This is a genomic window from Streptomyces sp. NPDC059166 (genome assembly GCF_042755185.1).
GTDB lineage: Bacteria > Actinomycetota > Actinomycetes > Streptomycetales > Streptomycetaceae > Streptomyces.
In genome coordinates this window covers 1-25094 of sequence record NZ_JBHZCI010000041.1, presented here as the reverse complement: position 1 = coordinate 25094, position 25094 = coordinate 1, and the positions used below count along the sequence as shown (strand labels likewise).

Genomic DNA, 25094 nt, shown 5'->3' with positions numbered 1-25094 from the left:
AAGCATGCGCATTGTCATCGCAGGTGGACATGGTCAGATCGCGCTGCGGCTGGAGCGGATGCTCGCCGCGCGTGGTGACGAGGCTGTGGGTGTCATCCGCAACCCGCAGCACGGCGAGGATCTGAGGGCGGCGGGCGCCGAACCGGTCGTCCTCGACCTCGAATCGGCTTCCGTGGAGGAGGTGGCGGAGGTCCTGCGCGGCGCGGACGCCGTGGTCTTCGCCGCCGGCGCCGGCCCGAGCAGCGGCGCCGCGCGCAAGGACACGGTGGACCGGGGAGCGGCGGTGCTCTTCGCGGACGCCGCCGAGCGCGCGGGGGTACGCCGGTACGTCGTGGTGTCCTCGATGGGCGCCGACCCCGACCATCAGGGCGACGAGGTGTTCGACGTCTATCAGCGGGCCAAGGGTGCCGCGGACGCGGACGTACGCGCCCGGAGCGGCCTGGACTGGACGATCCTGCGCCCCGGGATGCTCACGAACGACGCGGGCACGGGCGAGGTCCGGCTGGCGGCGTCGACGGGTCGCGGTCCCGTCCCCCGCGACGACGTGGCGGCGGTGCTCGCCGAACTCCTCGACACCCCGGCCACGGCGGGGCTGACCTTGGAACTGATCAGCGGATCCAAGCCGGTCGCCGTCGCGGTGAAGGACGTGGCGGGGAACTGAGAGGGGCCCGTCCGCCGTTGTACGGGTAATCGTCGGCAGGTCCCCCTCGCGGGCAGATCCCTCACCGGAGTGGTCACTCGCCCGCAGATCCCTCGTCGGCAGAACCGTCCCCGGCGTGGTCCCTCGCGGACGGGACCACGCCGTCGGTGTCCGCCGGGGCGCTTCCGGTTTCCGCCGGGGCGCTTCCGGTCTCCGGCAGCGGGTACCGGAAGGACACGGTCCACGCGCCCGGCCACCCCGGCGCCCCTGTTCCGGTGACCGGCCCGGGCCGCACACGGCCGTCCTTCCGCCCTGGAGACCCTTTGCAACTCGTGACCTCGGCGGCAGCGCCGCAGAAACCCGACGGCGGCATAGCGGGCTGGGCCACCGGGCTGGTCGAGACGCTCGGCGGCCCCGGCGCCGGGCTGGCGATCGCGCTGGAGAATCTCTTCCCGCCGCTGCCGAGCGAGGTGATCCTCCCGCTGACCGGGTTCGCCGCGGGCCAGGGGGTGCTCAGTCTGCCGTCGGCGCTGTTCTGGACCACGCTCGGCTCGGTCGTGGGGGCCGTCGTCCTGTACTGGATCGGCGCGTCCTTCGGCCGTGAACGCATGCACGCCCTCTGGGCGAAGCTGCCCCTGGTGAAGGCCTCCGACCTGACACGTACGGAGGAATGGTTCGGCCGGCACGGGACCAAGGCCGTCCTCTTCGGCCGGATGGTCCCGGTCTTCCGCAGCCTGATCTCCGTCCCCGCCGGGGTGGAACGCATGCCGGTGCGGGTGTTCGTCCCGCTGACCGCGCTCGGCAGCCTGATCTGGAACTCGGTTCTGGTGATGGCCGGTTACTGGCTGGGCGACCGCTGGGACGTCGTGGGTGACTACGTCGGGCTGGCCTCCAAGGCAGTCCTGGCCCTGGTGGCGGTGGCCGTCGTGACCTGGGTGGTCCGCCGGGTGCGCCGCTCCGACCGTTCCCACGACGCCCACTGACCCGTCGGCCCCTCCCCCCTTCGGGGCGAGGCGATGCGGTCCCGGCGCGGGCGGCGGGTTAGCGTCGCCCCATGGACGGTGTCCCTGAACGCCGAGGCTGGCTCCCCTGCTACACGGCCGGGGCGGTGTTCGCCGTATGCATGGCGGGAACCACCCTGCCGACCCCGCTGTACAGCCTCTACCAGGAAAAACTCGGATTCTCCGAACTCACGGTGACCGTGGTCTACGCCGTGTACGCCTTCGGGGTCATCGGTGTGCTGCTGCTGGCGGGCAACGCGTCCGACGCGGTGGGCAGACGCCCCGTACTGCTGTCGGGCCTGGGGTTCGCCGCGGCGAGCGCGGTCTGCTTCCTGTGCGCGTCCGCCCTGGGCTGGCTCTTCGCGGGACGCCTGCTGTCCGGGCTCTCGGCCGGCCTCTTCACGGGGGCGGCCACGGCGTACGTCATGGAGCTGGCGCCGGGGAAGGGTTCCCCCAGGGCCTCACTGGTGGCCACCGCGGCCAACATGGGCGGCCTGGGGTGCGGGCCCCTGCTCGCCGGAATCCTCGCGCAGTTCGCGCCCTGGCCGCTGTATCTCGCGTTCATCGTGCACCTGGTGCTGGTGGCCGTCTCGGCGGCCGTCCTGCTCCGGCTGAGGGAGACGGTGCGTCAGCGACGGCCCCTGGGCACGGTGCGGCCGCAGCGGCCCGGGCTTCCCCCCGAGGTCCGCGAGGTGTTCAGGCCGGCCGCACTCGCGTCCTTCACCGGCTTCGCTCTCTTCGGGGTGTTCACCGCGGTGAGCCCCGCCTTCCTGGCGCAGTACCTCGATGTGGAGAACCACGCGGTGAGCGGGGTGATCGTGGCGCTCGCCTTCTTCTCCTCGATCGCCGGGCAGACCGCCGTCGGCAGGATCGGCGAGGCGCGCTCGCTGCCCCTGGGATGCGCGGGCCTCCTCGCCGGCCTGGCGCTGCTCGCGGGCGCGCTGTGGTGGCATCTGCTCCCCCTGGTCGTGCTGAGTGCTGTTCTGGGCGGCGGAGGCCAGGGCCTGACCTTCCGCGCCGCCCTGGCGCAGGTGGCGAACGCCTCTCCCCCGGACCACCGGGCGGCGGTCGTCTCCACGCTCTTCGTGGTGGCCTACACGGGGATCTCCCTGCCGGTGATCGGCGTGGGCGTCCTGTCCGTCCACGTCGGACTCCAGGACGCCGGTCTGGTCTTCATCGCCTGCATGGCCGCCCTGGTCGTGGCCGCGGGGGTCTATCTGGTGCGCCGGCCGTCGGCGGTGCCCGGCTCCTGAGCCGGGGACGAGTACAGGGCATACAGGAACCCGAGGACTGGAGTCGGCAGGTGAGTCGGACCGAGGAGACCGCCGAGCGCGCGGGACCGTTCACCACCCGGCTGACCTGGCGCCTCGACGACGGGGCGACCGCTGTCTGGGAGTCACGGCGGGCGCGCAAGAGGGGCCTGCTCACCGTCAGGGCAGCGGATGCGGCCGAGTCCCGGTCCCGGAGCGCGGACCGGGGCTCGGTGCGCCGCCTGCGCAGGCTGAACACACTGACAGCCGGTTCGTTCGCAGTCGGTGGGGGCCTGTTCGTCGCCGGGGCGGCGGTGGCCCAGTTCGGCCCCGTCGACGCGAGGGGCGCGTGGATCTACTTCGCCGGCGGCCTGTTCTTCAACGCGGGTGGCTACGCCGCCCTCCTCGAAGCGGTCAACGCTCCGCGCCGCGACAGCGGGGCCGGTGCTCTTGCCGCACGGCGCTGGAGATGGTGGCGCTACGAGCCCGGCAGGATCGACTGGCTCAGCACCTTCCTGCTGTTCGTGGGGACGCTGGTGTTCGGCATCAACCTGGTCGGCTCCCTCCTGCAAGGGCTCTCGGTGCGGCAGGAGAACGGGCTGGTCTGGGCCCCGGACCTGATCGGCTGCGCACTCTTCCTCGTGTCGGGACATCTGGCCCTCGTGGAGGTCTGCCACGGCCGGCCGGGCCTCCGGCCGCACGAACTCGGCTGGTGGATCGTCGCGGTCAACCAGTTCGGGTCGGCACTCTTCATGGTGTCGGCCCTGGCCGACTTCACCCGGCCCGCTACGGGAAGCGTCGTGAACGTCGACATCGCGAACTGGGGAACGCTCGCAGGTGCGCTCTGCTTCTGCGCCGGCGGGGTGCTGCAGTTCTACGAGCGGCCCTGATCCCGCACAGCTCTCCGGGACGGCACCCGGCCCCCGTACGGCCCGTCCCGGGTGCTCCGGCGGGGTCCGGAAAGGGTGTGTGGCAAGGTATGCCCACAGCTCACGCCGGCCGGGTCCCGCGAGGAGAGTCCGGCCCGGAGCGATGTCCTGGGGTCCCGGCATGCAAACGGCATCCGGATGCGGCGAGCCAGTACGCCGGGCGGAAGCATCCGCCCCGGCTCGCATCCGACCTCGCAGGAGTACGCCCATGAACGGAAAGCGCCGCCGGCTGTTGCTGGCCGCCATCGACCCCATGCTCGAGACCGGGGAACGGGTCGAAGTGGCGACCATCGTGAACCTGAGCACGGTCTCCGTACGCCGGACCGCCGCGTTCGCGGCTGCCTCGGCGCTCGTGAGCGGCGGCGCGATGGCCGTGATCCCCGTCCCGGCCCCCATGTATCTCGCGATGACCGACCGCCGCATCTTCGTCTTCCGGGCCAACCCGACGTTCGCGCGGCCCGAGGAGCACCTGATGACGATTCCCCTCGCCGGGCTCGTGCGCTCGGAGATCAAGGAGCGCGTGCTCAACTCGTCGTTCGTCGTCTCCTCGCAGGAGGACGAGCAGGGCCTGAAGATCATCTTCCCTCTGATCGCACGCAAGGAGCGGAACGCGATAGCGGCCGTACTGCCCCTGGGCGGCTGACCTCCCGAACCCATCCGGCCCCCTCGTAGCGGGGTCGGCGGGTGGGTGCGGACGCGACACCGGCCTCACCCGGCGCACGGAACTCCCGGCCGCTTCGACCCCCGGCAGCTCCTCTCCGCAGGCGGCACCTGCCCCCGGGGACGGCCGGCAGGACGGCGACGGGCTCTTCGCCGTCGCCGTCCTGCGGAAGGGCGCCGTGCCCGACGGTGAACGGGTGGACCGGCCCAGCCGATGGATCGTGCTCCTCGCGACCGGCACCGCACCACGGGAGCGGAAGGAGAGTGGGGCGAGACCGAGCGAGCCCGTGCCCCCGGGGGACGGCTGGGGGGACACGCCTTGCCGCGCCCTGGCAGGGACCGGATCCCGGTGGGACGGCAGGAGATTCCGGAGGCAGGCAGGTCCGTTCCGTGGCGGCACCGGCCCACACGCAGAAACCCCGCCCGACCCGCTGTTTCAGCAGGTCGGACGGGGTTTCCCGTCCTGTGGCGGCGCCAGGGTTCGAACCTGGGTAGGCTGAGCCGGCAGATTTACAGTCTGCTCCCTTTGGCCACTCGGGCACACCGCCTGGAACGACGCCTCGGATCCCCTGGGGGCTCCTTGGCGACGACGTAAACGATACCCGATACCCAGGGGTGCTCCGCCACCTGGTTGATCAGCGCCTGACGGGGGCGGGGGTGGCTAGGCTTTGTGCCGTACCCAACGCATACGACGCAAGGAGCCACACGTCATGGCCGACTCCAGTTTCGACATCGTCTCGAAGGTCGAGCGGCAGGAGGTCGACAACGCCCTCAACCAGGCCGCCAAGGAGATCTCCCAGCGCTACGACTTCAAGGGGACGGGCGCGTCGATCGCCTGGTCCGGCGAGAAGATCCTCATGGAGGCGAACGGCGAGGAGCGGGTCAAGGCGATCCTCGACATCTTCCAGTCCAAGCTGATCAAGCGCGGAATCTCCCTGAAGTCGCTGGACGCGGGTGAGCCGCAGCTCTCCGGCAAGGAATACAAGATCTTCGCCTCCATCGAGGAGGGCATCTCCCAGGACAACGCCAAGAAGGTCGCGAAGATCATTCGCGACGAGGGCCCCAAGGGCGTCAAGGCTCAGGTCCAGGGCGATGAGCTGCGCGTCAGCTCCAAGAGCCGGGACGATCTGCAGGCGGTGCAGGCGCTGCTCAAGGGCAAGGACCTCGACTTCGCGCTGCAGTTCACCAACTACCGGTAGAGGGTCCGCTGCCGGTGCAGCGGGTCGGGCAACGGGGCGGAGTGCCGGTGGGCACTCCGCCCCGTTGTCGTACGCTCCGGCCGTCCGGGACGGCGGTCAGCGGCGTTCGCGGGAGTTGCCGAAGAGCAGGCGGTAGGCGATCAGCAGGACGAGGGAGCCCGCGATCGCCGCGACCCAGGTGGCCGCGTCGAAGAAGTCGGTGTTGATGGGGCGGTCGAGGAAGCGGGACGAGAGCCAGCCGCCGAGGAACGCGCCGATGATGCCGATGATGGTGGTGCCGATGATGCCGCCGGGGTCGCGGCCCGGCAGGAGGATCTTTGCTATGGCGCCGGCCAGCAGCCCGAGGATTATCCAACCGATGATGCTCATGTTCGTCTACCTACCCGTCACTTGTTCCTGCAAGCAGGGACGCCTGCGGGGGCGGGTACGGTTGCCGGCCGGCTGCTTCGTCAGTGCCCCACGAGCGGCTGGTCGCTCGGGACGATCTCCTTGCCGAAGGGCATCAGCGAGACCGGGATGAGCTTGAAGTTCGCGATTCCCAGCGGGATGCCGATGATCGTGACGCACAGGGCGATGCCGGTGCAGATGTGACCGAGCGCGAGCCACCAGCCCGCCAGGATCACCCAGAGGACGTTGCCGACGAGGGAGCCGCCACCGGCGCCCGGACGGTCCACGACGGTGCGGCCGAAGGGCCACAGGGCGTAGACGCCGATACGGAACGCGGCCACGCCGAAGGGGATGCCGATGATCGTGATGCAGAGCAGGATCCCCGCGAGCATGTAGCCCAGGAACATCCAGAAGCCGCACAGGATCAGCCAAATGACGTTCAGGATTGCGTTCATGGTCGGTACCCTGCCATCTGCTCGAGTCGGGCGATGCGTTCAGCCATGGGCGGGTGGGTGGAGAACATCTTGGACATGCCCTGGCCGGGACGGAACGGGTTCGCGATCATCATGTGGCTCGCGGTCTCGATCCGCGGTTCGGGGGGAAGCGGAAGCTGTTTGGTGCCGGCGTCCAGCTTGCGCAGCGCGGACGCCAGGGCGAGCGGGTCCCCGGTGAGCTGAGCGCCGGACGCGTCGGCCTGGTACTCGCGGGAGCGGCTCACCGCCAGCTGGATGACGGAGGCCGCCAGCGGCCCGAGGATCATGATCAGGAGCATTCCGAGAAGGCCCGGACCGTCGTCGTCGTCCGATCTGCCCACGGGGATCAGCCAGGCGAAGTTCACCAGGAACATGACGACGGACGCGAGGGCTCCCGCGACGGACGAGATGAGGATGTCGCGGTTGTAGACGTGGCTCAGCTCGTGGCCGAGGACTCCCCTCAGCTCGCGCTCGTCGAGGATCTGGAGGATTCCCTCGGTGCAGCACACGGCGGCGTTGCGCGGGTTGCGGCCGGTGGCGAAGGCGTTGGGGGCCTGCGTCGGGGAGATGTACAGCCGGGGCATGGGCTGGCGGGCCGCGGTCGAGAGCTCGCGCACCGTGCGGTAGAGCTGCGGTGCCTCGAATTCGCTGACCGGGCGGGCTCTCATCGCGCGCAGGGCGAGTTTGTCGCTGTTCCAGTACGCGTAGGCGTTGGTGGCGAGCGCGACGAGGAGCGCCACGAGCAGCCCGGTCCGCCCGAAGAAGCTGCCGATGACGATGATGAGGGCCGAAAGGCCCCCGAGGAGAACAGCGGTTCTCAGCCCGTTGTGCCGGCGGTGCACGGTACGCCCTCCAAGTGGTGCGGCAGGGGAACCCTTGCTCGGTGGTGCTCCACCTCCAGTGGAACCTCCCGTACTGGTCAACGCGAGGCGGAAGGAGCTAGTTCCCTTGTGCCGGGTGGCCGGGGGCACAGGCGGCAGGGGCGGATCCGGATGGATCCGCCCCTGGGCCGTTCGGGTGGGTGTGCCGGTCGCGGGCGGGACGCCCTGCCGGTCAGCGCTGTGCGGGGAGCCCCGCGAGGGCGCGCGCCTCGGCGTCCGGCTCGACCTCGCTGGTGCAGTGGGCGCAGCGGGTGGCGACGGAGGGGATCTCGGTGAAGCAGTGGGGGCAGTCGCGGAGGGCGGCCTTGATGTCCGCCTTCTCCTCCTCCTGCTTGGCGGTGAAGCGGTTCTGGACCTTGGCCATGGGCACGACGACCAGGAAGTAGAGGACCGCGGCGGTGATGAGGAAGGCGATCGCGGCGCTGATGAAGAGCCCGTAGGGGAACTTCACGCCGTCGACGGTGTAGGAGGCCTTGCTGAAGTCGCCGGTGCCGCGGGTGAAGAGTCCGATGAGCGGCACGATGAAGGCGTTGCTGAAGCCGGTGACGACGGCGGTGAAGGCGGCTCCCACGGCGAGGCCGATGGCCATGGAGATGACGTTCCCGCGGAGGATGAAGTCCTTGAACCCGTTCAGCACCGCTCTGACTCCTCTGTGCTCTTCTCGGCGTGCCCGTCCCGCGCCCTCGGTCCGTGGCGCGTACACGCATACTCCTGACCCGTGCACGCAAGACCATGCCCTGTCCGCGGCATCCCGGGCAAGCTGGTCCCGGGGGCTCAGAAGAGGCTGACCGCGGCGAAGCGGAGGATGAGCTGGGGCGCCCCGGAGAGTGTGACTCCGGCTACGGCGGCGAGGACGATGGCCAGCGTGAGCGGGGCGGGGACGCGTCGTGCGGGCGCCGTGGAGGCGGTCGCCCCGGCCGCGTCGGCCTCCGGGGCCGCGAAGAGCGCGGCGGTCCAGCGGAGGTAGTAGTAGAGGGCGATCACCACGTTGACGGCCATGACGACGGCGAGCCACCCGAGCCCGGCGTCCACGGCCGCGGAGAAGACCGTGACCTTGGCGAAGAGGCCGATGATGCCGGGCGGCAGGCCCGCCAGGCAGAGCAGGAAGAAGCCCAGGGCGAGCGCGGCCAGGGGGCGTGTGGCGTACAGGCCCCGGTAGTCGCGGAGCCGGTTTCCGGGGGCGGTGCGGGCGACCAGGGCGGCGACCCCGAAGGCCCCGAGGTTCACCACGGCGTACATCAGGGCGTAGGCGACGGTGGATCCGATCTGCCCGTCACCGGCGTACGCCGCCGCCGCGACGGGGACGAGCAGGTAGCCGGCCTGGCCGACGGACGACCAGGCGAGAAGGCGTACGGCACTCCGGGCGCGGTCGGCGTTCTGCCTGAGGGCCGCGAGGTTGCCGACGGTCATGGTGAGGGCGGCGAGGACGGCCAGGGCGGGGCCCCAGAGGTCGCCGTACGAGGGGAAGCCGACCACCGTGACGAGGACGAGTCCGGAGAAGCCGACGGCCTTGCCGACCACGGAGAGGTAGGCGGCTACGGGGAGGGGGGCGCCGACGTAGGTGTCGGGGACCCAGAAGTGGAAGGGGGCGACGGCGGTCTTGAAGGCGAAGCCTACGAGGGTGAGGACGACGCCCGTCTCGGCGAGGGTGGTGAACGCGCCGGGTACGTCGTCCAGGCGTCCGGCGATCTCCGTGAGGTGCATGGTGCCGGTGGCCGCGTAGACGAAGCTGACGCCGAGGAGTGTCACCGCGGTGGCGACCACGGAGGACAGGAAGAACTTCAGGGCCGCCTCGGAGGAGCGCCGGTCGCCGCGCTTGATGCCGACGAGCGCGAAGGCCGGCAGCGAGGCGACCTCGAGCGCCACCACGAGGGTGGCCAGGTCCCGGGAGGCGGGCAGCAGGGCGGCGCCCGCGGCTGACGACAGGAGCAGGAACCAGAACTCGCCGGCGGGGAGCTTGCGGGTGTCGCCGATCGAGAGGAGGGCGGTGAGCAGCGCTCCGCCGAGCACCAGCGCCTGGATGACGAGGGCGAAGTGGTCGGCGTCGTAACTGCATGCCCGGGTGCCTTCGGTGAGGCAGAAGGTGGAGCGGTCCCCCGCCCGCAGCGGGACGAGCGTCGCGAGCGCCGCCACGAGCCCGGCGACGGCCCCATAGCCGAGGAGTGGCTTGTGACGTTCGGCGGTGAAGAGATCGGCCACGAGGACGATCAGGGCCACTGAGGCGACGATGACGGGGGGCGCGATCGCGAGCCAGTCGACGGACTGGACGAGGCTCGCCGCCCCGGTTGCGCTGCCGGCTGCCACGGTCACGACTTGCCTCCTGCGAGGAGCTTCTGCACGGCCGGGTCGGTGAGGCCGAGGAGGACGGCGGGCCAGAGTCCGGCGAGGACGGTGAGGGCGGCGAGGGGTGTCCAGGCTGCGAGTTCGTGGCGCCGGATGTCGGCGACCGGCTGCGGCTGCTCCCGTCGTTCGCCCATGCAGATCCGGCGTACGACGATCAGCATGTACGCGGCGGTGAGCAGGGTCCCGACGGCGCCGATCGCCATGAAGGTGAGGAAGGCCGGACGGTTGAGCCCTTCGGCGGGGTCGAAGGCGCCGAACAGGGTGAGCATCTCGCCCCAGAACCCGGCGAGGCCGGGGAGTCCGAGGGAGGCGACCGCGGCGAAGGCGAGGAGGCCGCCGAGCCGGGGGGCGTGGCCGTAGAGGGCGGCCCCGGTGGCTCCGGAGAGGGTGTCGAGGTCGGCCGTGCCGTAGCGGTCCTTGACGGCGCCGACCAGGAAGAACAGCAGGCCGGTGATGAGGCCGTGGGCGATGTTCGCGAAGAGCGCGCCGTTCACACCGGTCGGGGTCATGGTCGCGATGCCCAGCAGGACGAAGCCCATGTGGCCCACGGAGGAGTAGGCGATCAGACGCTTGAGGTCGCCCTTCGATCCCGGGCGGGCGAGAGCGAGACAGGCGAGGGATCCGTAGACGATCCCCACGACGGCGAAGGCGGCGAGACCGGGCGCGAAGGTCTGCATCCCCTCGGGGGCGGCGGGCAGCAGGATGCGCACGAAGCCGTAGGTGCCCATCTTCAGCAGGACGCCCGCGAGGAGGACGGAGCCGACGGTGGGCGCCGCGGTGTGGGCGTCGGGCAGCCAGCTGTGCAGGGGCCACATCGGGGTCTTGACCGCCAGCCCGATGCCGATGGCGAGTACGGCGATGACCTGCACGGATGTGGTGAGCTCGCGGCCGTTGTCAGTGGCGAGTGCCACCATGTCGAAGGTGCCGCTCTTCAGTCCGATGAGCAGCAGCCCCAGCAGCATGATCACGGAACCGAGCAGTGTGTAGAGGATGAACTTCCAGGCGGCGGGCTGCCTCGCCGCGCCGCCCCAGCGGGCGATGAGGAAGTACATCGGGATGAGGACCATCTCGAAGGCCAGGAAGAACAGGATCAGGTCGAGGACGGCGAAGGTCGCGAGGGTGCCGGACTCGAGCACGAGGACGAGGGCGACGAATGCCTTCGGGGAGGGGCCCGCGGGGGGCTTGAAGTAGCTGTGGAGCGCGCAGAGGAAGGTCAGCAGCGCGGTCAGTACGAGGAGGGGGAGCGAGATGCCGTCGGTACCGAGGTGGATCCGCACGTCGAGTGCGGGGATCCAGCTGATGTCCGTGGTGGCCTGCATCTTCGACGGGTGGTCGTGGTCGAATCCCGCGGCGAGGACGAGCGCGGCGACGAGCACGGCGCCGGTGACGGTCATGCCGTGGCGGAGCACCGCCTGGTCGGGGTTCCTGCCCTTGAGCCCGGGAGGGGCGGGCAGCAGCGCGGCGACCGCGCCGAGGAGCGGGGCGACGACGACGAACGCCAGAAGGAACTGCATCACGGATGCGCTGATATCGAACACGGCTCACGCCCCGGCGTAGACGTTGGCAAGGACGACGGCGGCGACCGCCAGGACGAGGGTTCCCGCGAGCAGGGCTCCCAGGTAGGTCTGCACGTTGCCGGTCTGGGCGCGGCGGATCAGGGTTCCGAGGCCGCGTGCGGTGCCGGCCGAGCCCCGCACGTAGGTGTCGACGACCTCGCGGTCCAGGAAGCGGACGAGCCGTGCGGCGGCCTTCGTGGGCCGCACGAGAACGGCGGTGTAGAGGGCGTCGAGGTGGAAGCCGGTGACCGCGTGGCGGTGCAGCGGGCCCAGCAGCAGGCGTCCGGGGTCCGAGGGGTCCGGGGCGTCCGCGATGGTGCCGTAGGCGGCGGTGTGGGAGGTGATCGCCTCCGCCTCGACGAGGGCCGGTTCCGCGTCCGGGTGTGCGGCGACGGCGCCGACCGGGGGGCGGTCGCCGCCCATCGCGGTGGTGTGGCGCCAGGCCCCGTAGGTGACGAGTCCGCCGACGAGCCCCACCCCGGTGGAGAGGACGGCAGTGGTGAGCGAGGGCGTGAGTTCGTGTCCGTCGAACCAGTCCGTGAGGGCGCCCGCGGTGAGTCCGAAGGCGATCGTGGGGACGGCGAGGACCCAGAGGACGGCGGTCATCGCGACGGGCTGCCTGCCGTGGTCCGGGGTCTGGGGGCCGCGCCCCCGGAAGGCGAGTAGCCACAGGCGGGTCGCGTAGGCGGCGGTGAGCAGCGCGGCGGCCAGTCCTGCCACGAGGATCGTCCATCCGGCCGTGGCCGGGGCGATGTCGCGGTCGCCGAAGGCTGTGTGCTCGGCGGCCACGAGGACTGCTTCCTTGGAGAAGAAGCCCGCGAAGGGGGGAATGGCGGCGAGCGCGAGCAGGGCGACGGTCATCGTCCAGTAGGCGTCGGGGATGCGCCTGGTGAGGCCGCTCATACGGGACATGGCGGCCAGCGAGTTCGTCCCGGCGGCGTGGATGACGACGCCTGCCGCGAGGAAGAGGACGGCCTTGAACGCACCGTGCGACAGGAGGTGGAAGACGGCGGCCCCGCGGTCACCGACGGCGAGGGCGCCGGACATGTAGCCGAGCTGGCCGATGGTCGAGTAGGCGAGGACGCGCTTGATGTCGTCCTGTGCCAGGGCGGCCAGCCCTGAACCGATCATGGTCACGGCGGCCATCACGGCGAGGACGACGAGGACGGCACCGGAGGCGGTGAAGACCGGGAGGAGCCGGGCCACGAAGTAGATGCCGGCGGCGACCATCGTCGCGGCGTGGATGAGCGCGGAGACGGGGGTGGGGCCGGCCATCGCGTCGGGCAGCCAGGTGTGCAGCGGGAACTGCGCGGACTTGCCCGCCACACCGGCGAGGAGCAGCAGTCCGACGAGGGTGGGGTGGTCGAGTCCGCCGTTGGTGACGGCGGCCAGGACACCGGTGATGCGGAAGGTGCCGGTGTCCGCGGCGAGCGCGAACAGGCCGATGAGGAATGGCACGTCACCGAGCTTGGTGACCAGGAAGGCCTTGAGGGATGCGGCGCGGGCCTCGGGGGTCTCCCAGTAGTGCCCGACCAGGAAGTACGAGCAGATGCCCATGATCTCCCAGCCGACCAGGAGCACCATCAGGTCGCCGGAGTAGACGACGAGCAGCATCGCGGAGGTGAAGAGGGAGACGAGGGCCGCGTAGGAGGGGTAGCGGGCGTCGTCCTTGAGGTACGCCGTCGAGTAGATCTGGACGCAGGTGGCCACGAGTCCGACCAGCACGGCGACCAGCACGGCGAAGCCGTCCAGGTGCAGCGCCAGGTCGATCGGGACGGAACCTGTGGGGGTCAGCTGTGTCGCGGCGTCGATGGACCGCCCGCCGCCCTGGCGTACGGCCACGACGACGGCGAGGGCCGCGGCGGTGAGCGTCGGGAGGACGGCGAGGGGGCGTACGAAGCCGGGGGCACCGCGGCCCAGGAGCAGACCGGCGGCGGCTCCGAGGAAGGGGAGGAGGGGGACGAGGACGGCGAGGGTCGTGGTGGTCACGCGGTGGCCTCTGCCTTCTTTGCCTTCCCTGCCGGAGCAGTGGCCTGGTCTGCGGTGGTGTCCCCGTGGGCGTCCCCGTGGGGGTCTCCGTCGGCATCGGCGTAGGCGTCGTCCGGGAGCGTCTCGGCGTCGTCGGTCTCCGCGGTGTCACGGAGACGGTCGATGTCCGAGCTGCCGCGGTTGCGGTACACGGCCAGGACGATGGCCAGGCCGATGCCGATCTCGGCCGCGGCGACGGCGATCGTGAAGAGGGTGAGCGCCTGGCCCGAGTGGAGCGTGTCGCGGAGCCAGACGTCGAAGGCGACCAGGTTGAGATTGACGGCGTTGAGCATCAGCTCCACGGCCATCAGGACGAGGATCGTGTTGCGGCGGGCGAGCACTCCGTAGAGCCCGGTGCAGAAGAGGAGGACGGCGAGTACGGCCGGGTAGGCGAGATGCATCAGCTCTTGTCCTCCCGCCGGGCGTCGGGCTCTCGCCTGCCGGCCCGGTCCCTGTCATGGCCCGGGGCACCTGTGCCGCCGGGACGGTCCGGACTGCCTGCCCGGTCACCGGTGCCGTCACGGTCCTTGCGTGACAGCACGATCGCGCCCACGAGAGCCGCGAGCAGCAGTACGGAGAGTGCTTCGAAGGGCAGTACCCAGTGCCTGAAGAGGAAGGCGCCGGTGACCTTGGTCGAGCCCTGAGCCGGGCCGTCCAGGTCGATCCAGGTCGCACGGAAGGCGTCCACGACGACCCAGACGAGTGCACCGGCCGCGGCGGCCGAGGCGCCGACGGCCATCCACCGGTTGCCCGAGTCGGCGTCCGGTGAACGGCCGATGGGGGCCCTGGTCAGCATCAGCCCGAAGAGGAGCAGGACGACGATCGAACCGACGTAGATGAGGACCTGCACCCAGGCGATGAACTCGGCGGTGAGCAGGAGGTACTCCACTGCTATGCCACCGAGGGCCACGACGAGCCAGAGTGCGGCGTGCACGAGCTGCCTGGTCGTGACGGTGACGAGGGCTGCGCCCAGGGTGGCGATTCCGACGAGCACGAAGGCGATCTCGACGCCGGTGGGTGAGAGGAAGCCGGGATGGCCGGCAGCGGCCGCGAGAATCACTCCTGCACCTCCTGGCCGCCCTGGCCGCCCTGACCGTCCTGGCCCGACCGGTCCGCCCGCTCTGCCTGCCGCGTCTCCTGCGCCCGCTCGGCGTCCTGCGCGTCCTCGGCCTGCGCCGTCCCCTGAGCCGTCCGCTGCGCTTCCTGCGCCCGCTCGGCTTCCTCGGCGCGGAGCTTGTCGGCCGTCTTCCGGGCCGCGGCGATCTCCTTGGGCTCCTCGGCGCCCGGGTCGAGCGCCGGGGGCTCGGGGACGGTCCACATCCACTCGCGGAGCTTGTCCCGTTCGTGGGTGAGTTCGTGGATGTCCGTCTCGGCGTACTCGAACTCGGGCGACCAGAACAGCGCGTCGAACGGGCAGACCTCGATGCAGATACCGCAGTACATGCACAGGGCGAAATCGATCGCGAAGCGGTCGAGGACGTTGCGACTGCGTTCGCGGCCGCCGGGGGTGGCGGCGGGCACCGTCTCCTTGTGGGAGTCGATGTAGATGCACCAGTCGGGGCATTCACGGGCGCAGAGCATGCAGACCGTGCAGTTCTCCTCGAACAGTCCGATGACCCCGCGGGTGCGGGGCGGCAGTTCGGGCTGCACGTCGGGGTACTGGGCGGTGACCGTGCGCTTCGTCATCGTCCGCAGGGTGACGGCGAGGCCCTTGGCCAGGCCTGAGCCGGGGATCGGGGGCACTAGTTGATCGCCACCTTCACGATGCCGGTGAGCGCGATCTGCGCGAGGGCGAGGGGGATGAGCGTGGTCCAGGCGAGCTTCTGCAACTGGTCCTCACGCAGACGGGGATAGGTGACCCGGAGCCAGATGACCACGAAGGCGAGGACTCCGGTCTTCAGCAGGGTCCAGACCCAGCCGAGGCCGTCGGCGCCCATCGGGCCGTGCCATCCGCCGAGGAAGAGCACCGTCGTCAGCCCGCACAGGACGACGATCCCCGCGTACTCCGCGAGCAGGAACAGGGCGAAGCGGAGGCCGGTGTACTCGGTGTAGGCGCCGAAGATGATCTCCGAGTCGGCAACCGGCATGTCGAAGGGCGGCCGTTGGAGTTCGGCGAGTCCGGCGACGAAGAACACCAGGGCGCCGACTATCTGCCAGGGCAGCCACCACCACTCGAAGGCGTCGAGGATGCCGGGCAGCGAGACCGTACCCGCGGCCATCGCCACGGAGGCGGCGGCCAGCAGCATGGGCAGTTCGTACGCGAGGAGCTGCGCCGCGGTCCGGAGTCCGCCGAGGAGGGAGAACTTGTTGGCGGACGCCCAGCCCGCCATCAGCGAGCCGAGCACGCCCACGCCCATGACGGCGAGCACGAAGAAGATGCCGGCGTCGACGACCTGCCCGACCGCCCCCTCACCGGGACCGATCGGAACGGCGACGAGCACCAGGAGGTACGGGAGCAGCGCGACGGCCGGGGCGAGCTGGAAGATACGGCGGTCCGCCTCGGCGGGTACGACGTCCTCCTTCTGCGCGAACTTCACCCCGTCGGCGACGAGCTGGGCCCAGCCGTGGAAACCACCGGCGTACATGGGACCGAGGCGGCCCTGCATGTGGGCCATCACCTTGTGCTCGGCCTGCCCCACGACGAGCGGGACCACCATGAAGACGGCAAAGACGATGACGAGGCGGAGGGCGACGTCGAGTACGTCGTTCACGCGGTATCGCCTCCGGCGGGTCGGTCGGGGTGGTCGGTACGTCCGGGGCCGCCGGGGCGCTCAGGGGCCTCGGAGGGGTCCGTGCGCTCAGGGGCCTCGGAGGGGTCCGTGCGCTCAGGGGCCTCGGGGCCATCCGTGCCCTCACGGGCCTCGGGGCCGTCAGTGCGCTCACGGGCCTCGGAGCCGTCCGTGCCCTCACGGGCCTCGGAACCGTCGGTGTCGGGGCCTTCGGGGCGGTCGGCGGTTCGCTCGGCAGCGGCGGTGGAGCCGTCGCCGCCGGCCTGCTCCTGCCCGGTGGAGTCCGGAGCGACCTGGGGTGAGCCGTCACCCTCCGACGCGGGCGCCGGGCCCGGAGCGGAATCAGCCACCGGGGGCTCGCGGTCCGAGGCCGGCTCCACGCCCCTCGACGGATCGCGGTCCGGAGCCGGCTCCACGCCCCGCGAGGGCTCGCGATCCGGGGACGGCCGTTTCCGGGTCTCGTCGAACGCGGGCCGCGCGTCGTGCCAGGGTGCGTCCGCACTGCTCGCCGCGCCGCCGCCCGGCCGTGCCGCCTCGCGGCCGTCACGCGCGCCGGCGGCGGGCGCCGCACCCGGGCCCGTCGTGGCCGAGCCGTTCGCGTCGCCGCCCTCGGCACCGGAGGCCGGGGGCTTCGGTCCGGCGGCCTGGCTCGCCGAGCCCTGCGAGGCACTGCGGCTGCGGCGTGGCGGAGCCGTCCGGGGCGCCTCGGTCGGCTCCGGGGCTGTCGCGGCGTCCGGAGTGCCCGTGGCGACGTCCGCCCGCTGGGCCGCCGAGCCCTCACTCGCGCTGCGGGCCCGGCGCACCGGGCGTTCGCCCGCCGCGCGGGCTCCTCGGGCGGGCCTGGCGGGAGCAGGCGGGAGCTGGCCCTTGAGCGGGCCCCATTCGTTGGGGTCGGGCACGCCGGGCGGCAGCATGGTGCGCCGCTTGGGGCCGCCGTGCTCGGACTCGCCCGGCTCCTTCGCGCCGGGCCACGCCTTGGCGACGCGGGCGGCGAGGACGAAGTCCTTGCGCAGCGGGTGGCCCTCGAAGTTCTCGGGCAGCAGCAGCGGGGCCAGGTCGGGGTGGCCGTCGAAGTCGACGCCGAACATCTCGTGGGTCTCGCGCTCGTGCCACGCGGCGCCCGCGTAGACCCCGACGGCGGTGGGCAACGACGCCGCGTCGTGCGGGACGGTCGTACGGACGAGCAGGCGGCGCACCGTGCCGTCCCCCACGGCCGCGACATGGGCGCAGACGCGGAAGCCGGTTCCCGGCTCGTCGACGGCGCTCAGCCAGTCGAAGTAGGTGCAGCCCAGTTCGTCGCGCGCCGTTTCGAGGGCGGACGTCCAGGAGGCGGCGGGTACGTCGACGGTCAGCAGGTCGTAGGCACGGGCGGCGGTGGCGTCCGCGCCGAAGACGTCGGTGACGGCGTCGGGCAGCCGGTCGTAGACGTCCGGGGCGTCCCCGCCACCCGAGGTGTCCGGGGCTCGCGAAGCATCCGGGGCTCCCGACGAGTCCGGCGTCCCGGGGGCGCCGGAGGCGCGGGAGGACCCGGAAGAACCCGGAGTACCCGAGATGCCCCGGGCATCCGAGGTGTCCGAGGCACCCGAAGCGTTCGAGGCGCCGGAATTGTCCGGGGCGGTCACTCGCCCTCCCCCTTCGGCGGCTTCGGGGCGGCGACGAGCGGGCTGCGCAGCGCGGCGGCGGACGGGCGGCCGGTGTCAGCCGTGGCGTAGCGGTCGGCGAGCGACTCGCGGGCGATCTTCTCCTGGAGCTTGAGGATGCCCTGGAGGAGCGCCTCGGGCCGGGGCGGGCAGCCGGGGACGTAGACGTCGACGGGGATGATCTGGTCGACCCCCTTCGTCACGGAGTACGAGTCCCAGTACGGGCCGCCGCAGTTGGAGCAGGCACCGAAGGAGATGACGTACTTCGGTTCGGGCATCTGCTCGTACAGGCGCTTCACGGCCGGGGCCATCTTGTCCGTGACCGTGCCGGAGACGACCATCAGGTCGGCCTGCCTCGGTCCGGGGGCGAACGGGATGACGCCGAGGCGGATGAAGTCGTGCCTGGCCATGGAGGCGGCGATGAACTCGATGGCGCAGCAGGCGAGTCCGAAGTTGAAGACCCAGAGGCTGTAACGGCGCCCCCAGTTGAGGACCACCTTCATGGGCTCCGGCGCGAGGCGGGACAGCACGCCGAGCGACTTCCGCTCGGGAAGCCGCACCGGGTCGGGCAGCGGCACGGAGGATTCGGCGGCTGAGGATTCGGGGGCTGGGGATCCGGCGGCTGGGGATCCGGTGTTCGGCCGGCTCGTCACGCCCATGTCAGGACGTCCTTCTTCCATGCGTAGAGCAGTCCCACGGCCAGGAAACCGAGGAAGATGAACATCTCCACCAGCGTCGTCGCCCCGTAACCGGGGGCCGCGAAGACCGTCGCCCACGGGAACAGGAAGATCGAGTCGACGGCGAAGATCACGTACAGGAAGGCGTACACGTAATAGCGAACCTGGGTGTGGGCCCAGCCCTCCCCCACGGGGTCCACCCCGCACTCGTACGTGAGGAGTTTCTCCGGCGTCGGGACCACGGGCCTCAGCAGACGGCCGGCGCCGAAGGCGACGGCTACGAACAGCACGCCGACGACGGCGAGCAGCCCGACGACCGAGTAGCTCCGGAAGTAGTCCGACGCGAGAACGGTCGGTCCGGTCAGGTCCGCCACGTCCGCCCCTCGCTCCCTCAACCTGTTCGACGGTCTGTACGCACGGGAGTCTAGGCCCTGTTAAAGAGACGGTAAGCAGCCGCGTCGCCCTACAGGCGGGGCGGAGGGGGCGCGAGGGGTCCGGCGCGGGGTGGGGTTATCCCCACCGGCCGCCACCCACGAACCCCATGGCATCCGCGGGTCCGGCCCGGCAGGCTGGTCGTATGACGACGAGTTCCCCACCACCGGACGGCGACCGGCCGCCGCCCCCGCGCCTTGCCTACGACCGGTGGACGTGGAAGGAGGTCGCCCACCTTCTGGCCAATCTGCCGATGTCGGTCGCCGGGTTCGTGTACGCCGTGGTGATCGTCTCCTTGGGCGCCGGGCTCTCCGTCACGGTGATCGGCCTGCCGCTGCTGGCGCTGGGACTGCGGGGTGCGCGTGGGCTGGGCAGGGCCGAGCGCGGCCGGGCACGGCGACTGCTCGGGGTGAGGATCGACGAGCCGAGCCCGTTGGCCCACGCCCGGCGTGACCAGGGTTTCTTCGGCCGGCTGTGGTCCGGTCTGAAGGACCCGGTCGGCTGGCGGGCGTTGCTGTATTCGTTCATCCGCCTCCCCTGGGGGGTGGCGACGTTCGTGGTGACCCTGGTGAGCCTGTTCGTGCTCTGGCCGGTGCTGCCCTACATCGCCCGGGGGATGGGCAACGCGGACCGGGCGATGGCACGGGCGCTGCTCTCCCCCTCGGACGAACTGGAGGCCAGGATCGCCGAGCTGGAGTCGGACCGGGGGGTGGTCGTGGACACCGCCGCCGCCGACCTGCGCCGCATCGAACGCGACCTCCACGACGGCGCACAGGCCCGGCTCGTCGCCCTCGCCATGGGCCTGGGGCTGGCCAAGGAGAAACTCACCGCCGACCCCGAAGCAGCCGCCCGCATGGTCGACGAAGCCCACGGCGAGGTCAAGATCGCACTCCAGGAACTCCGCGACCTCGCCCGCGGCATCCACCCCGCCGTCCTCACCGACCGCGGACTCGACGCCGCCCTCTCCGCCATCGCCTCCCGCTGCACCGTCCCCGTGACGGTCTCGGTGGAGCTCCCGGCACGGCCGGCGGAGGCCATCGAGGGCATCGCCTACTTCACCGTCTCCGAACTGCTCCAGAACGTCAGCAAGCACAGCCGCGCCACCAGGGCCTCGGTCGACGTCTGGCGTTCCGGCGACCGGCTGATGCTCCAGGTCACCGACGACGGGCAGGGCGGGGCCCGGCTCGACGGGGGTACGGGCATGTCGGGGCTGGCAGAGCGGCTGGGCGCGGTGGACGGCCTGTTCGTGCTGGACTCCCCGGAGGGCGGCCCCACCGCGGTCACGGCGGAACTGCCCTGGCGGGACCGCGCCGACGTACGGCCGGCGGGGAGCACCGCACGGTGAACCCGGCCGGGAACCGCACGGATCGCCCCGGACCGGGCACGGCCGGGTGCCGCACGGATCGCCCCGGCCGGGGCACTGCCCCGGGACCGGACGCCTCGCCGGCGTCACCACGCAGTGGCCCGGGTGGGGAAAACCCCCGGCCGGATACGGCGACCGCCCTCATGGTGCGGCCGCGGGGGACACCGCACTCTTGAGGTATCGGCCGTCGGATCGGCCCGCGGGAGTTCCCGCCCGGAAGTACCCGCGGGAGTTCCCGCCCGGAAGTACCCGCGGGGAGTTCCCGCCCAGAAGAACCCCGCGGGGAGTTCCCGCCCAGAGGAAACGGACGGAGACCAGTGATGGCCACGGCATACGGAGCGAACACGCGGGACCGCGACCGGCACGGTCAAGGGCACGGCGGAGGCGCCCCGGAGAGGCACGTCCTCCCCACGGCGCTGCGCGCCCCCTTCGAGGCACGCGCCTGGCGCGAACTGGGCTATGTGCTCCTGGGCCTGCCGATCAGCGTCGTCCTGTTCGCCGTGGCGGTGACCATGGTGTCGCTGGGCCTCGGTCTGCTGATCACCTTCCTCGGCATCCCGGTGCTGGCCGCCGCGCTGGCGGTGTGCCGGGGCTTCGGCGTCGTGGAACGGGCCCGCTCGCGCGGCCTGCTGAAGCTGGAGATCTCGGATCCGGCCCCGGCACGGGGGCGGACGGGCGGCCTGATGTCCTGGGTCGGGGCGGTGCTCAGGAGCGGGGTGTCCTGGCGTCACCTGCTCTACGCGATGCTGCACATGCCGTGGGCGACCTTCTCGTTCACCGTCGCCGTGACGTTCTGGGCGTACGGCTGGGCGGCGTTCACCTATCCACTGTGGCAATGGGTCTTCCCCGCGTACGCCGGAATCGACGGCATCCAGTTGTACGGCGACGCGACGCACCAGGTCTACATCGACTCGGCTCCGGAGATCGCGCTCACCAGCGCTCTGGGATTCGCCCTCGTACTGCTCACGCCGTGGATCGTCCGCGGGCTGGTGTCCGTGGACAGGTTGATGGTGCTGGGGCTGCTGGGACCTTCCCGGCTGGCGACCAGGGTCTCGGAGCTGGAGTCGGACCGGGGGGTGGTCGTGGACACCGCCGCCGCCGACCTGCGCCGCATCGAACGCGACCTCCACGACGGCGCACAGGCCCGGCTCGTCGCCCTCGCCATGGATCTCGGGCTGGCCAAGGAGAAACTCACCGCCGACCCCGAAGCAGCCGCCCGCATGGTCGACGAAGCCCACGGCGAGGTCAAGATCGCACTCCAGGAACTCCGCGACCTCGCCCGCGGCATCCACCCCGCCGTCCTCACCGACCGCGGACTCGACGCCGCCCTCTCCGCCATCGCCTCCCGCTGCACCGTCCCCGTCGGCGTCGAGGTCGACCTGGCGACCCGGCCGGCCCAGGCCATAGAGGGCATCGCCTACTTCACGGTCTCCGAACTGCTTCAGAACGTCAGCAAGCACGCCCGCGCCACCAGGGCCTCGGTCGACGTCTGGCGTGCCGCGGACCGGCTGATGCTCCAGGTCACCGACGACGGGCAGGGCGGTGCGGGTGTGACGGCGGGCGGCGGGCTCGCCGGGCTCGCCGAGCGGCTGGACGCGGTGGACGGAGTCCTCGTCGTCGACTCGCCCGCCGGCGGCCCGACTACGGTCACCGCGGAGCTGCCCTGGCGGGGATGAGGCCGTCGCCTCGGTGCCCCGGACACCTCCCGGTGTCCGGGGCACCGAGGCGTGACCGGAGGGACGCGAACGCCGGTGTACCGCACATCCGGGAGCCGATACTGGAATGCTGGGCTGCCAGGGGCCGCGCGGTCGGCCGCGTGCACAGGTGACACCGACAGTGGGGGACGCAGGGTCGTGGAGGAAAGAGTGAGGGTCGTCATCGCCGAGGACTCGGTGCTTCTCAGGGAGGGGCTCACCCGGCTGCTGACCGATCTCGGGCACGAGGTGGTCGCCGGGGTGGGTGACGCCGAGGCGCTCCTCAAGACCGTCAGTGACCTCGCCGGGACGGACACGCCACCGGACGTGGTGGTCGCCGACGTACGCATGCCCCCGACCCACACCGACGAAGGGGTGCGTGCGGCGGTACGGCTGCGCAAGGACTACCCGGACATCGGGGTGCTGGTCCTCTCGCAGTACGTCGAGGAGCAGTACGCCACCGAGTTGCTGGCGGGCAGCAGCCGAGGGGTCGGCTACCTGCTGAAGGACCGGGTCGCCGAGGTCCGGGAGTTCGTGGACGCCGTGGTGCGGGTGGCGCGCGGAGGCACGGCCCTGGACCCGGAGGTCGTGGCCCAGTTGCTCGGCAGGAGCCGCAAGCAGGACGTCCTGGCCGGGCTGACACCCCGTGAGCGGGAGGTCCTCGGTCTGATGGCGGAGGGGCGGACGAATTCGGCCGTCGCCCGGCAGCTGGTGGTCAGCGACGGGGCCGTGGAGAAGCACGTCAGCAACATCTTCCTGAAACTGGGCCTCGCGCCCAGTGACGGGGATCACCGACGCGTTCTCGCCGTTCTGACTTATCTGAACTCGTGACGAAGCGATGATCTACCCACGATGATCCGGGCATCGCAGCGATCCGGATGATCAGCACCGCAGCGGAGTTCAGCACCGGGCCCGAGCGAAAGGACAAGCGCCACGGAGGCGCCCGGTAACCCGAACGGATCCGGAAATATGGCGGAGCGTGACGCATTCGCGCGCCGGAAACGCGTCCACCATTTGACCGGTCCGAGGAAGGCGACCCTTACAGAAGTAGGGTGGTGCACTGGACCGCCGGCGGGCCGGCCGGTCCCGAGCCGCCGCCCCGAGGGAGGTCCAGTTCAGTGACCAGCCAGGTCAGTAGCCCAGCCGGAAAGTCCGATGAGGCCAGCGAGGCTGTCGTCGGGGAGCAGCGCGCCCCTCACATCGATCGCGCGGGCGCCACCGAGAAGGAAGTCCGTCGTCTGGATCGTGTGATCATCCGTTTCGCGGGTGATTCGGGTGATGGCATGCAGTTGACGGGTGACCGGTTCACGTCGGAGACGGCGTCGTTCGGGAACGATCTGTCGACGTTGCCGAACTTCCCGGCCGAGATCCGGGCGCCTGCCGGGACGCTGCCGGGTGTGTCGTCGTTCCAGCTGCATTTCGCGGACCATGACATCCTGACGCCGGGTGACGCGCCGAACGTGCTGGTCGCGATGAATCCGGCGGCGTTGAAGGCGAATATCGCCGATGTGCCGCGCGGTGCGGACATCATCGTGAACACGGACGAGTTCACGAAACGTCCGATGGCGAAGGTGGGATACGACCGGTCGCCTCTGGAGGACGGGTCGCTGGAGGCCTACAACGTCCATCCGGTGCCGTTGACGACGTTGACGATCGAGGCGTTGAAGGAATTCGGTCTTTCCCGTAAGGAGGCCGAGCGGTCGAAGAACATGTTCGCGCTGGGCCTGTTGTCCTGGATGTACAACCGTCCGACCGAGGGGACGGAAACATTCCTCCGGTCGAAGTTCGCGAAGAAACCGGCCATCGCGGAGGCGAACGTGGCGGCGTTCCGGGCGGGCTGGAATTTCGGTGAGACGACGGAGGATTTCGCGGTCTCCTACGAGGTGGCCCCGGCGTCGCAGGCTTTCCCGACGGGCACGTACCGCAACATCTCGGGGAATCTGGCGTTGTCGTACGGGCTGATCGCGGCGGGCCGGCAGGCGGATCTGCCGGTGTATCTGGGGTCGTATCCGATCACCCCGGCCTCCGACATCCTGCACGAGCTGAGCAAGCACAAGAACTTCGGTGTGCGCACGTTCCAGGCGGAGGACGAGATCGCCGGGATCGGCGCCGCGCTGGGGGCGGCGTTCGGCGGGTCCCTCGCGGTGACGACGACGTCGGGTCCGGGTGTGGCGCTGAAGTCGGAGACGATCGGCCTGGCGGTCTCGCTGGAACTGCCTTTGCTGATCATCGACATCCAGCGCGGCGGCCCCTCGACGGGTCTGCCGACGAAGACGGAGCAGGCGGACCTGCTGCAGGCGATGTACGGGCGCAACGGTGAGGCCCCCGTCCCGGTGGTCGCACCGCGTACCCCGGCGGACTGCTTCGACGCGGCCCTGGACGCCGCGAGGATCGCCCTGACCTACCGGACCCCGGTGTTCCTGCTGTCCGACGGGTATCTCGCCAACGGCTCCGAGCCCTGGCGGATCCCGGAACTCGACAGTCTGCCCGACCTGCGGACCCGGTTCGCGACCGGACCCAACCACGAACTCGCCGACGGCACCGCGGTGTTCTGGCCCTACAAGCGCGACCCGCAGACCCTCGCCCGCCCCTGGGCCATCCCCGGCACCCCCGGCCTGGAGCACCGGATCGGCGGGATCGAGAAGCAGGACGGCACCGGGAACATCTCCTACGACCCGGCCAACCACGACTTCATGGTCCGCACCCGCCAGGCCAAGATCGACGGCATCACCGTGCCCGACCTGGAGGTCGACGACCCGGCCGACGCGAACACCCTCGTCCTGGGCTGGGGCTCCACCTACGGCCCGATCACCGCGGCCGTCCGCCGGCTCCGCGCCGCCGGCGACACCATCGCCCAGGCCCACCTGCGCCACCTCAACCCCTTCCCGAAGAACCTCGGCGAGGTCCTGAAGCGTTACGACAAGGTCGTGGTCCCGGAGATGAACCTCGGACAGCTCGCCATGCTGATCAGGGCGAAGTACCTCGTGGACGCCCAGTCCTACAACCAGGTCAACGGCATGCCCTTCAAGGCCGAGCAGCTCGCCACCGCCCTCAAGGAGGCCATCGATGCCTGACGCCAACCACCTCCTCCAGCTGGTGCCCAAGGCCGAGGGCAAGCAGTCGATGAAGGACTTCAAGTCCGACCAGGAGGTCCGCTGGTGCCCGGGCTGCGGTGACTACGCCGTCCTCGCCGCCGTCCAGGGCTTCATGCC

Annotated in this window: 24 protein-coding genes, 1 tRNA gene and 1 pseudogene; 11 read left to right on the top strand and 15 right to left on the bottom strand. The window is 71.1% G+C overall.

Annotation, left to right across the window (positions count from 1 at the left end; genetic code table 11):
* Positions 1-4 precede the first annotated feature (4 nt).
* The 5 genes from ACFXOA_RS26285 (at position 5) to ACFXOA_RS26265 (ending at position 4463) form a co-directional block, all read left to right on the top strand.
* Complete coding sequence (locus ACFXOA_RS26285) at positions 5-661, top strand: SDR family oxidoreductase (RefSeq protein ID WP_385033403.1); 657 nt, start codon at positions 5-7, stop codon at positions 659-661.
* A 302-nt stretch (positions 662-963) separates the two neighbouring features.
* On the top strand, positions 964-1623 hold the full coding sequence (locus tag ACFXOA_RS26280) for a DedA family protein (protein WP_385033400.1): 660 nt from the start codon (positions 964-966) through the stop codon (positions 1621-1623).
* A gap of 71 nt (positions 1624-1694) precedes the next feature.
* On the top strand, positions 1695-2894 hold the full coding sequence (locus tag ACFXOA_RS26275; protein WP_385033397.1) for an MFS transporter: 1200 nt from the start codon (positions 1695-1697) through the stop codon (positions 2892-2894).
* A gap of 50 nt (positions 2895-2944) precedes the next feature.
* Positions 2945-3781 carry a hypothetical protein gene (locus ACFXOA_RS26270; protein ID WP_385033394.1) on the top strand — a complete coding sequence of 279 codons (837 nt, stop codon included), beginning with the start codon at positions 2945-2947 and terminating at the stop codon, positions 3779-3781.
* 247 nt (positions 3782-4028) lie between these two features.
* Positions 4029-4463, top strand: coding sequence for a hypothetical protein (locus tag ACFXOA_RS26265; protein WP_385033391.1), 435 nt, complete (start codon positions 4029-4031; stop codon positions 4461-4463).
* A 483-nt stretch (positions 4464-4946) separates the two neighbouring features.
* Here ACFXOA_RS26265 and ACFXOA_RS26260 read toward each other — a convergent pair.
* A tRNA-Tyr gene (locus ACFXOA_RS26260) sits at positions 4947-5028 on the bottom strand.
* Between the two features lie 162 nt (positions 5029-5190).
* Between ACFXOA_RS26260 and ACFXOA_RS26255 the strand changes: the two genes are divergently transcribed.
* Positions 5191-5679 (top strand): YajQ family cyclic di-GMP-binding protein, encoded by a 489-nt coding sequence (locus tag ACFXOA_RS26255; protein ID WP_365519184.1) that lies wholly within the window; start codon positions 5191-5193, stop codon positions 5677-5679.
* 96 nt (positions 5680-5775) lie between these two features.
* On the opposite strand, the gene ACFXOA_RS26250 is transcribed toward ACFXOA_RS26255, so the two are convergent.
* The 14 genes from ACFXOA_RS26250 to ACFXOA_RS26185 all read right to left on the bottom strand — a co-directional run bounded on the left by ACFXOA_RS26250 (position 5776) and on the right by ACFXOA_RS26185 (position 18767).
* Positions 5776-6048 carry a GlsB/YeaQ/YmgE family stress response membrane protein gene (locus ACFXOA_RS26250; RefSeq protein WP_385033388.1) on the bottom strand — a complete coding sequence of 91 codons (273 nt, stop codon included), beginning with the start codon at positions 6046-6048 and terminating at the stop codon, positions 5776-5778.
* A gap of 80 nt (positions 6049-6128) precedes the next feature.
* The gene (locus tag ACFXOA_RS26245) at positions 6129-6521 is read right to left on the bottom strand and encodes a YccF domain-containing protein (RefSeq protein ID WP_385033386.1); all 393 of its coding nucleotides are present in this window, start codon (positions 6519-6521) and stop codon (positions 6129-6131) included.
* Positions 6518-7381 carry a zinc metalloprotease HtpX gene (gene htpX / locus ACFXOA_RS26240; RefSeq protein WP_385033384.1) on the bottom strand — a complete coding sequence of 288 codons (864 nt, stop codon included), beginning with the start codon at positions 7379-7381 and terminating at the stop codon, positions 6518-6520. Before htpX ends, ACFXOA_RS26245 begins: the two co-directional genes overlap by 4 nt.
* Positions 7382-7592: 211 nt before the next feature.
* A complete protein-coding gene (gene mscL, locus ACFXOA_RS26235) occupies positions 7593-8057 on the bottom strand; it encodes a large conductance mechanosensitive channel protein MscL (protein WP_385033381.1) in 465 nt (154 codons plus the stop codon).
* 137 nt (positions 8058-8194) lie between these two features.
* A complete protein-coding gene (locus tag ACFXOA_RS26230) occupies positions 8195-9730 on the bottom strand; it encodes an NADH-quinone oxidoreductase subunit N (RefSeq protein ID WP_385033378.1) in 1536 nt (511 codons plus the stop codon).
* Positions 9727-11277 carry a NuoM family protein gene (locus tag ACFXOA_RS26225; protein ID WP_385033472.1) on the bottom strand — a complete coding sequence of 517 codons (1551 nt, stop codon included), beginning with the start codon at positions 11275-11277 and terminating at the stop codon, positions 9727-9729. Before ACFXOA_RS26225 ends, ACFXOA_RS26230 begins: the two co-directional genes overlap by 4 nt.
* Before the next feature lie 27 nt (positions 11278-11304).
* Positions 11305-13308, bottom strand: a complete 2004-nt coding sequence (locus ACFXOA_RS26220) for an NADH-quinone oxidoreductase subunit L (RefSeq protein WP_385033375.1) — start codon at positions 13306-13308, stop codon at positions 11305-11307.
* A complete protein-coding gene (gene nuoK / locus ACFXOA_RS26215) occupies positions 13305-13748 on the bottom strand; it encodes an NADH-quinone oxidoreductase subunit NuoK (protein WP_385033372.1) in 444 nt (147 codons plus the stop codon). Before nuoK ends, ACFXOA_RS26220 begins: the two co-directional genes overlap by 4 nt.
* Positions 13748-14407: an NADH-quinone oxidoreductase subunit J gene (locus ACFXOA_RS26210; protein ID WP_385033369.1), complete on the bottom strand. Its 660-nt coding sequence runs from the start codon at positions 14405-14407 to the stop codon at positions 13748-13750. The genes nuoK and ACFXOA_RS26210 overlap by 1 nt, the downstream gene beginning before the upstream one ends.
* Positions 14404-15090: a NuoI/complex I 23 kDa subunit family protein gene (locus ACFXOA_RS26205; protein WP_385033366.1), complete on the bottom strand. Its 687-nt coding sequence runs from the start codon at positions 15088-15090 to the stop codon at positions 14404-14406. The genes ACFXOA_RS26210 and ACFXOA_RS26205 overlap by 4 nt, the downstream gene beginning before the upstream one ends.
* On the bottom strand, positions 15090-16058 hold the full coding sequence (locus tag ACFXOA_RS26200) for an NADH-quinone oxidoreductase subunit H (RefSeq protein WP_385033363.1): 969 nt from the start codon (positions 16056-16058) through the stop codon (positions 15090-15092). Before ACFXOA_RS26200 ends, ACFXOA_RS26205 begins: the two co-directional genes overlap by 1 nt.
* Complete coding sequence (locus ACFXOA_RS26195; RefSeq protein WP_385033469.1) at positions 16055-17491, bottom strand: NADH-quinone oxidoreductase subunit C; 1437 nt, start codon at positions 17489-17491, stop codon at positions 16055-16057. The genes ACFXOA_RS26200 and ACFXOA_RS26195 overlap by 4 nt, the downstream gene beginning before the upstream one ends.
* Before the next feature lie 203 nt (positions 17492-17694).
* Complete coding sequence (locus ACFXOA_RS26190; RefSeq protein WP_385033360.1) at positions 17695-18375, bottom strand: NADH-quinone oxidoreductase subunit B; 681 nt, start codon at positions 18373-18375, stop codon at positions 17695-17697.
* Positions 18366-18767 (bottom strand): NADH-quinone oxidoreductase subunit A, encoded by a 402-nt coding sequence (locus ACFXOA_RS26185; RefSeq protein ID WP_362554975.1) that lies wholly within the window; start codon positions 18765-18767, stop codon positions 18366-18368. Before ACFXOA_RS26185 ends, ACFXOA_RS26190 begins: the two co-directional genes overlap by 10 nt.
* Before the next feature lie 203 nt (positions 18768-18970).
* Here ACFXOA_RS26185 and ACFXOA_RS26180 point away from each other — a divergent pair, with 203 nt between their 5' ends.
* The 5 genes and pseudogenes from ACFXOA_RS26180 to ACFXOA_RS26160 form a co-directional block, all read left to right on the top strand.
* Complete coding sequence (locus ACFXOA_RS26180) at positions 18971-20170, top strand: sensor histidine kinase (protein ID WP_385033357.1); 1200 nt, start codon at positions 18971-18973, stop codon at positions 20168-20170.
* A 338-nt stretch (positions 20171-20508) separates the two neighbouring features.
* Positions 20509-21864, top strand: coding sequence for a sensor histidine kinase (locus tag ACFXOA_RS26175; protein ID WP_385033354.1), 1356 nt, complete (start codon positions 20509-20511; stop codon positions 21862-21864).
* Positions 21865-22053: 189 nt separating this feature from the next.
* The gene (locus ACFXOA_RS26170; protein ID WP_385033466.1) at positions 22054-22713 is read left to right on the top strand and encodes a response regulator; all 660 of its coding nucleotides are present in this window, start codon (positions 22054-22056) and stop codon (positions 22711-22713) included.
* 287 nt (positions 22714-23000) lie between these two features.
* Entirely contained in the window at positions 23001-24956 is a 1956-nt protein-coding gene (locus ACFXOA_RS26165) for a 2-oxoacid:acceptor oxidoreductase subunit alpha (RefSeq protein ID WP_385033351.1), read from the top strand.
* Positions 24949-25094, top strand: a pseudogene (locus tag ACFXOA_RS26160) (2-oxoacid:ferredoxin oxidoreductase subunit beta); the annotation flags it as partial. The gene ACFXOA_RS26165 and the pseudogene ACFXOA_RS26160, both read left to right, overlap by 8 nt.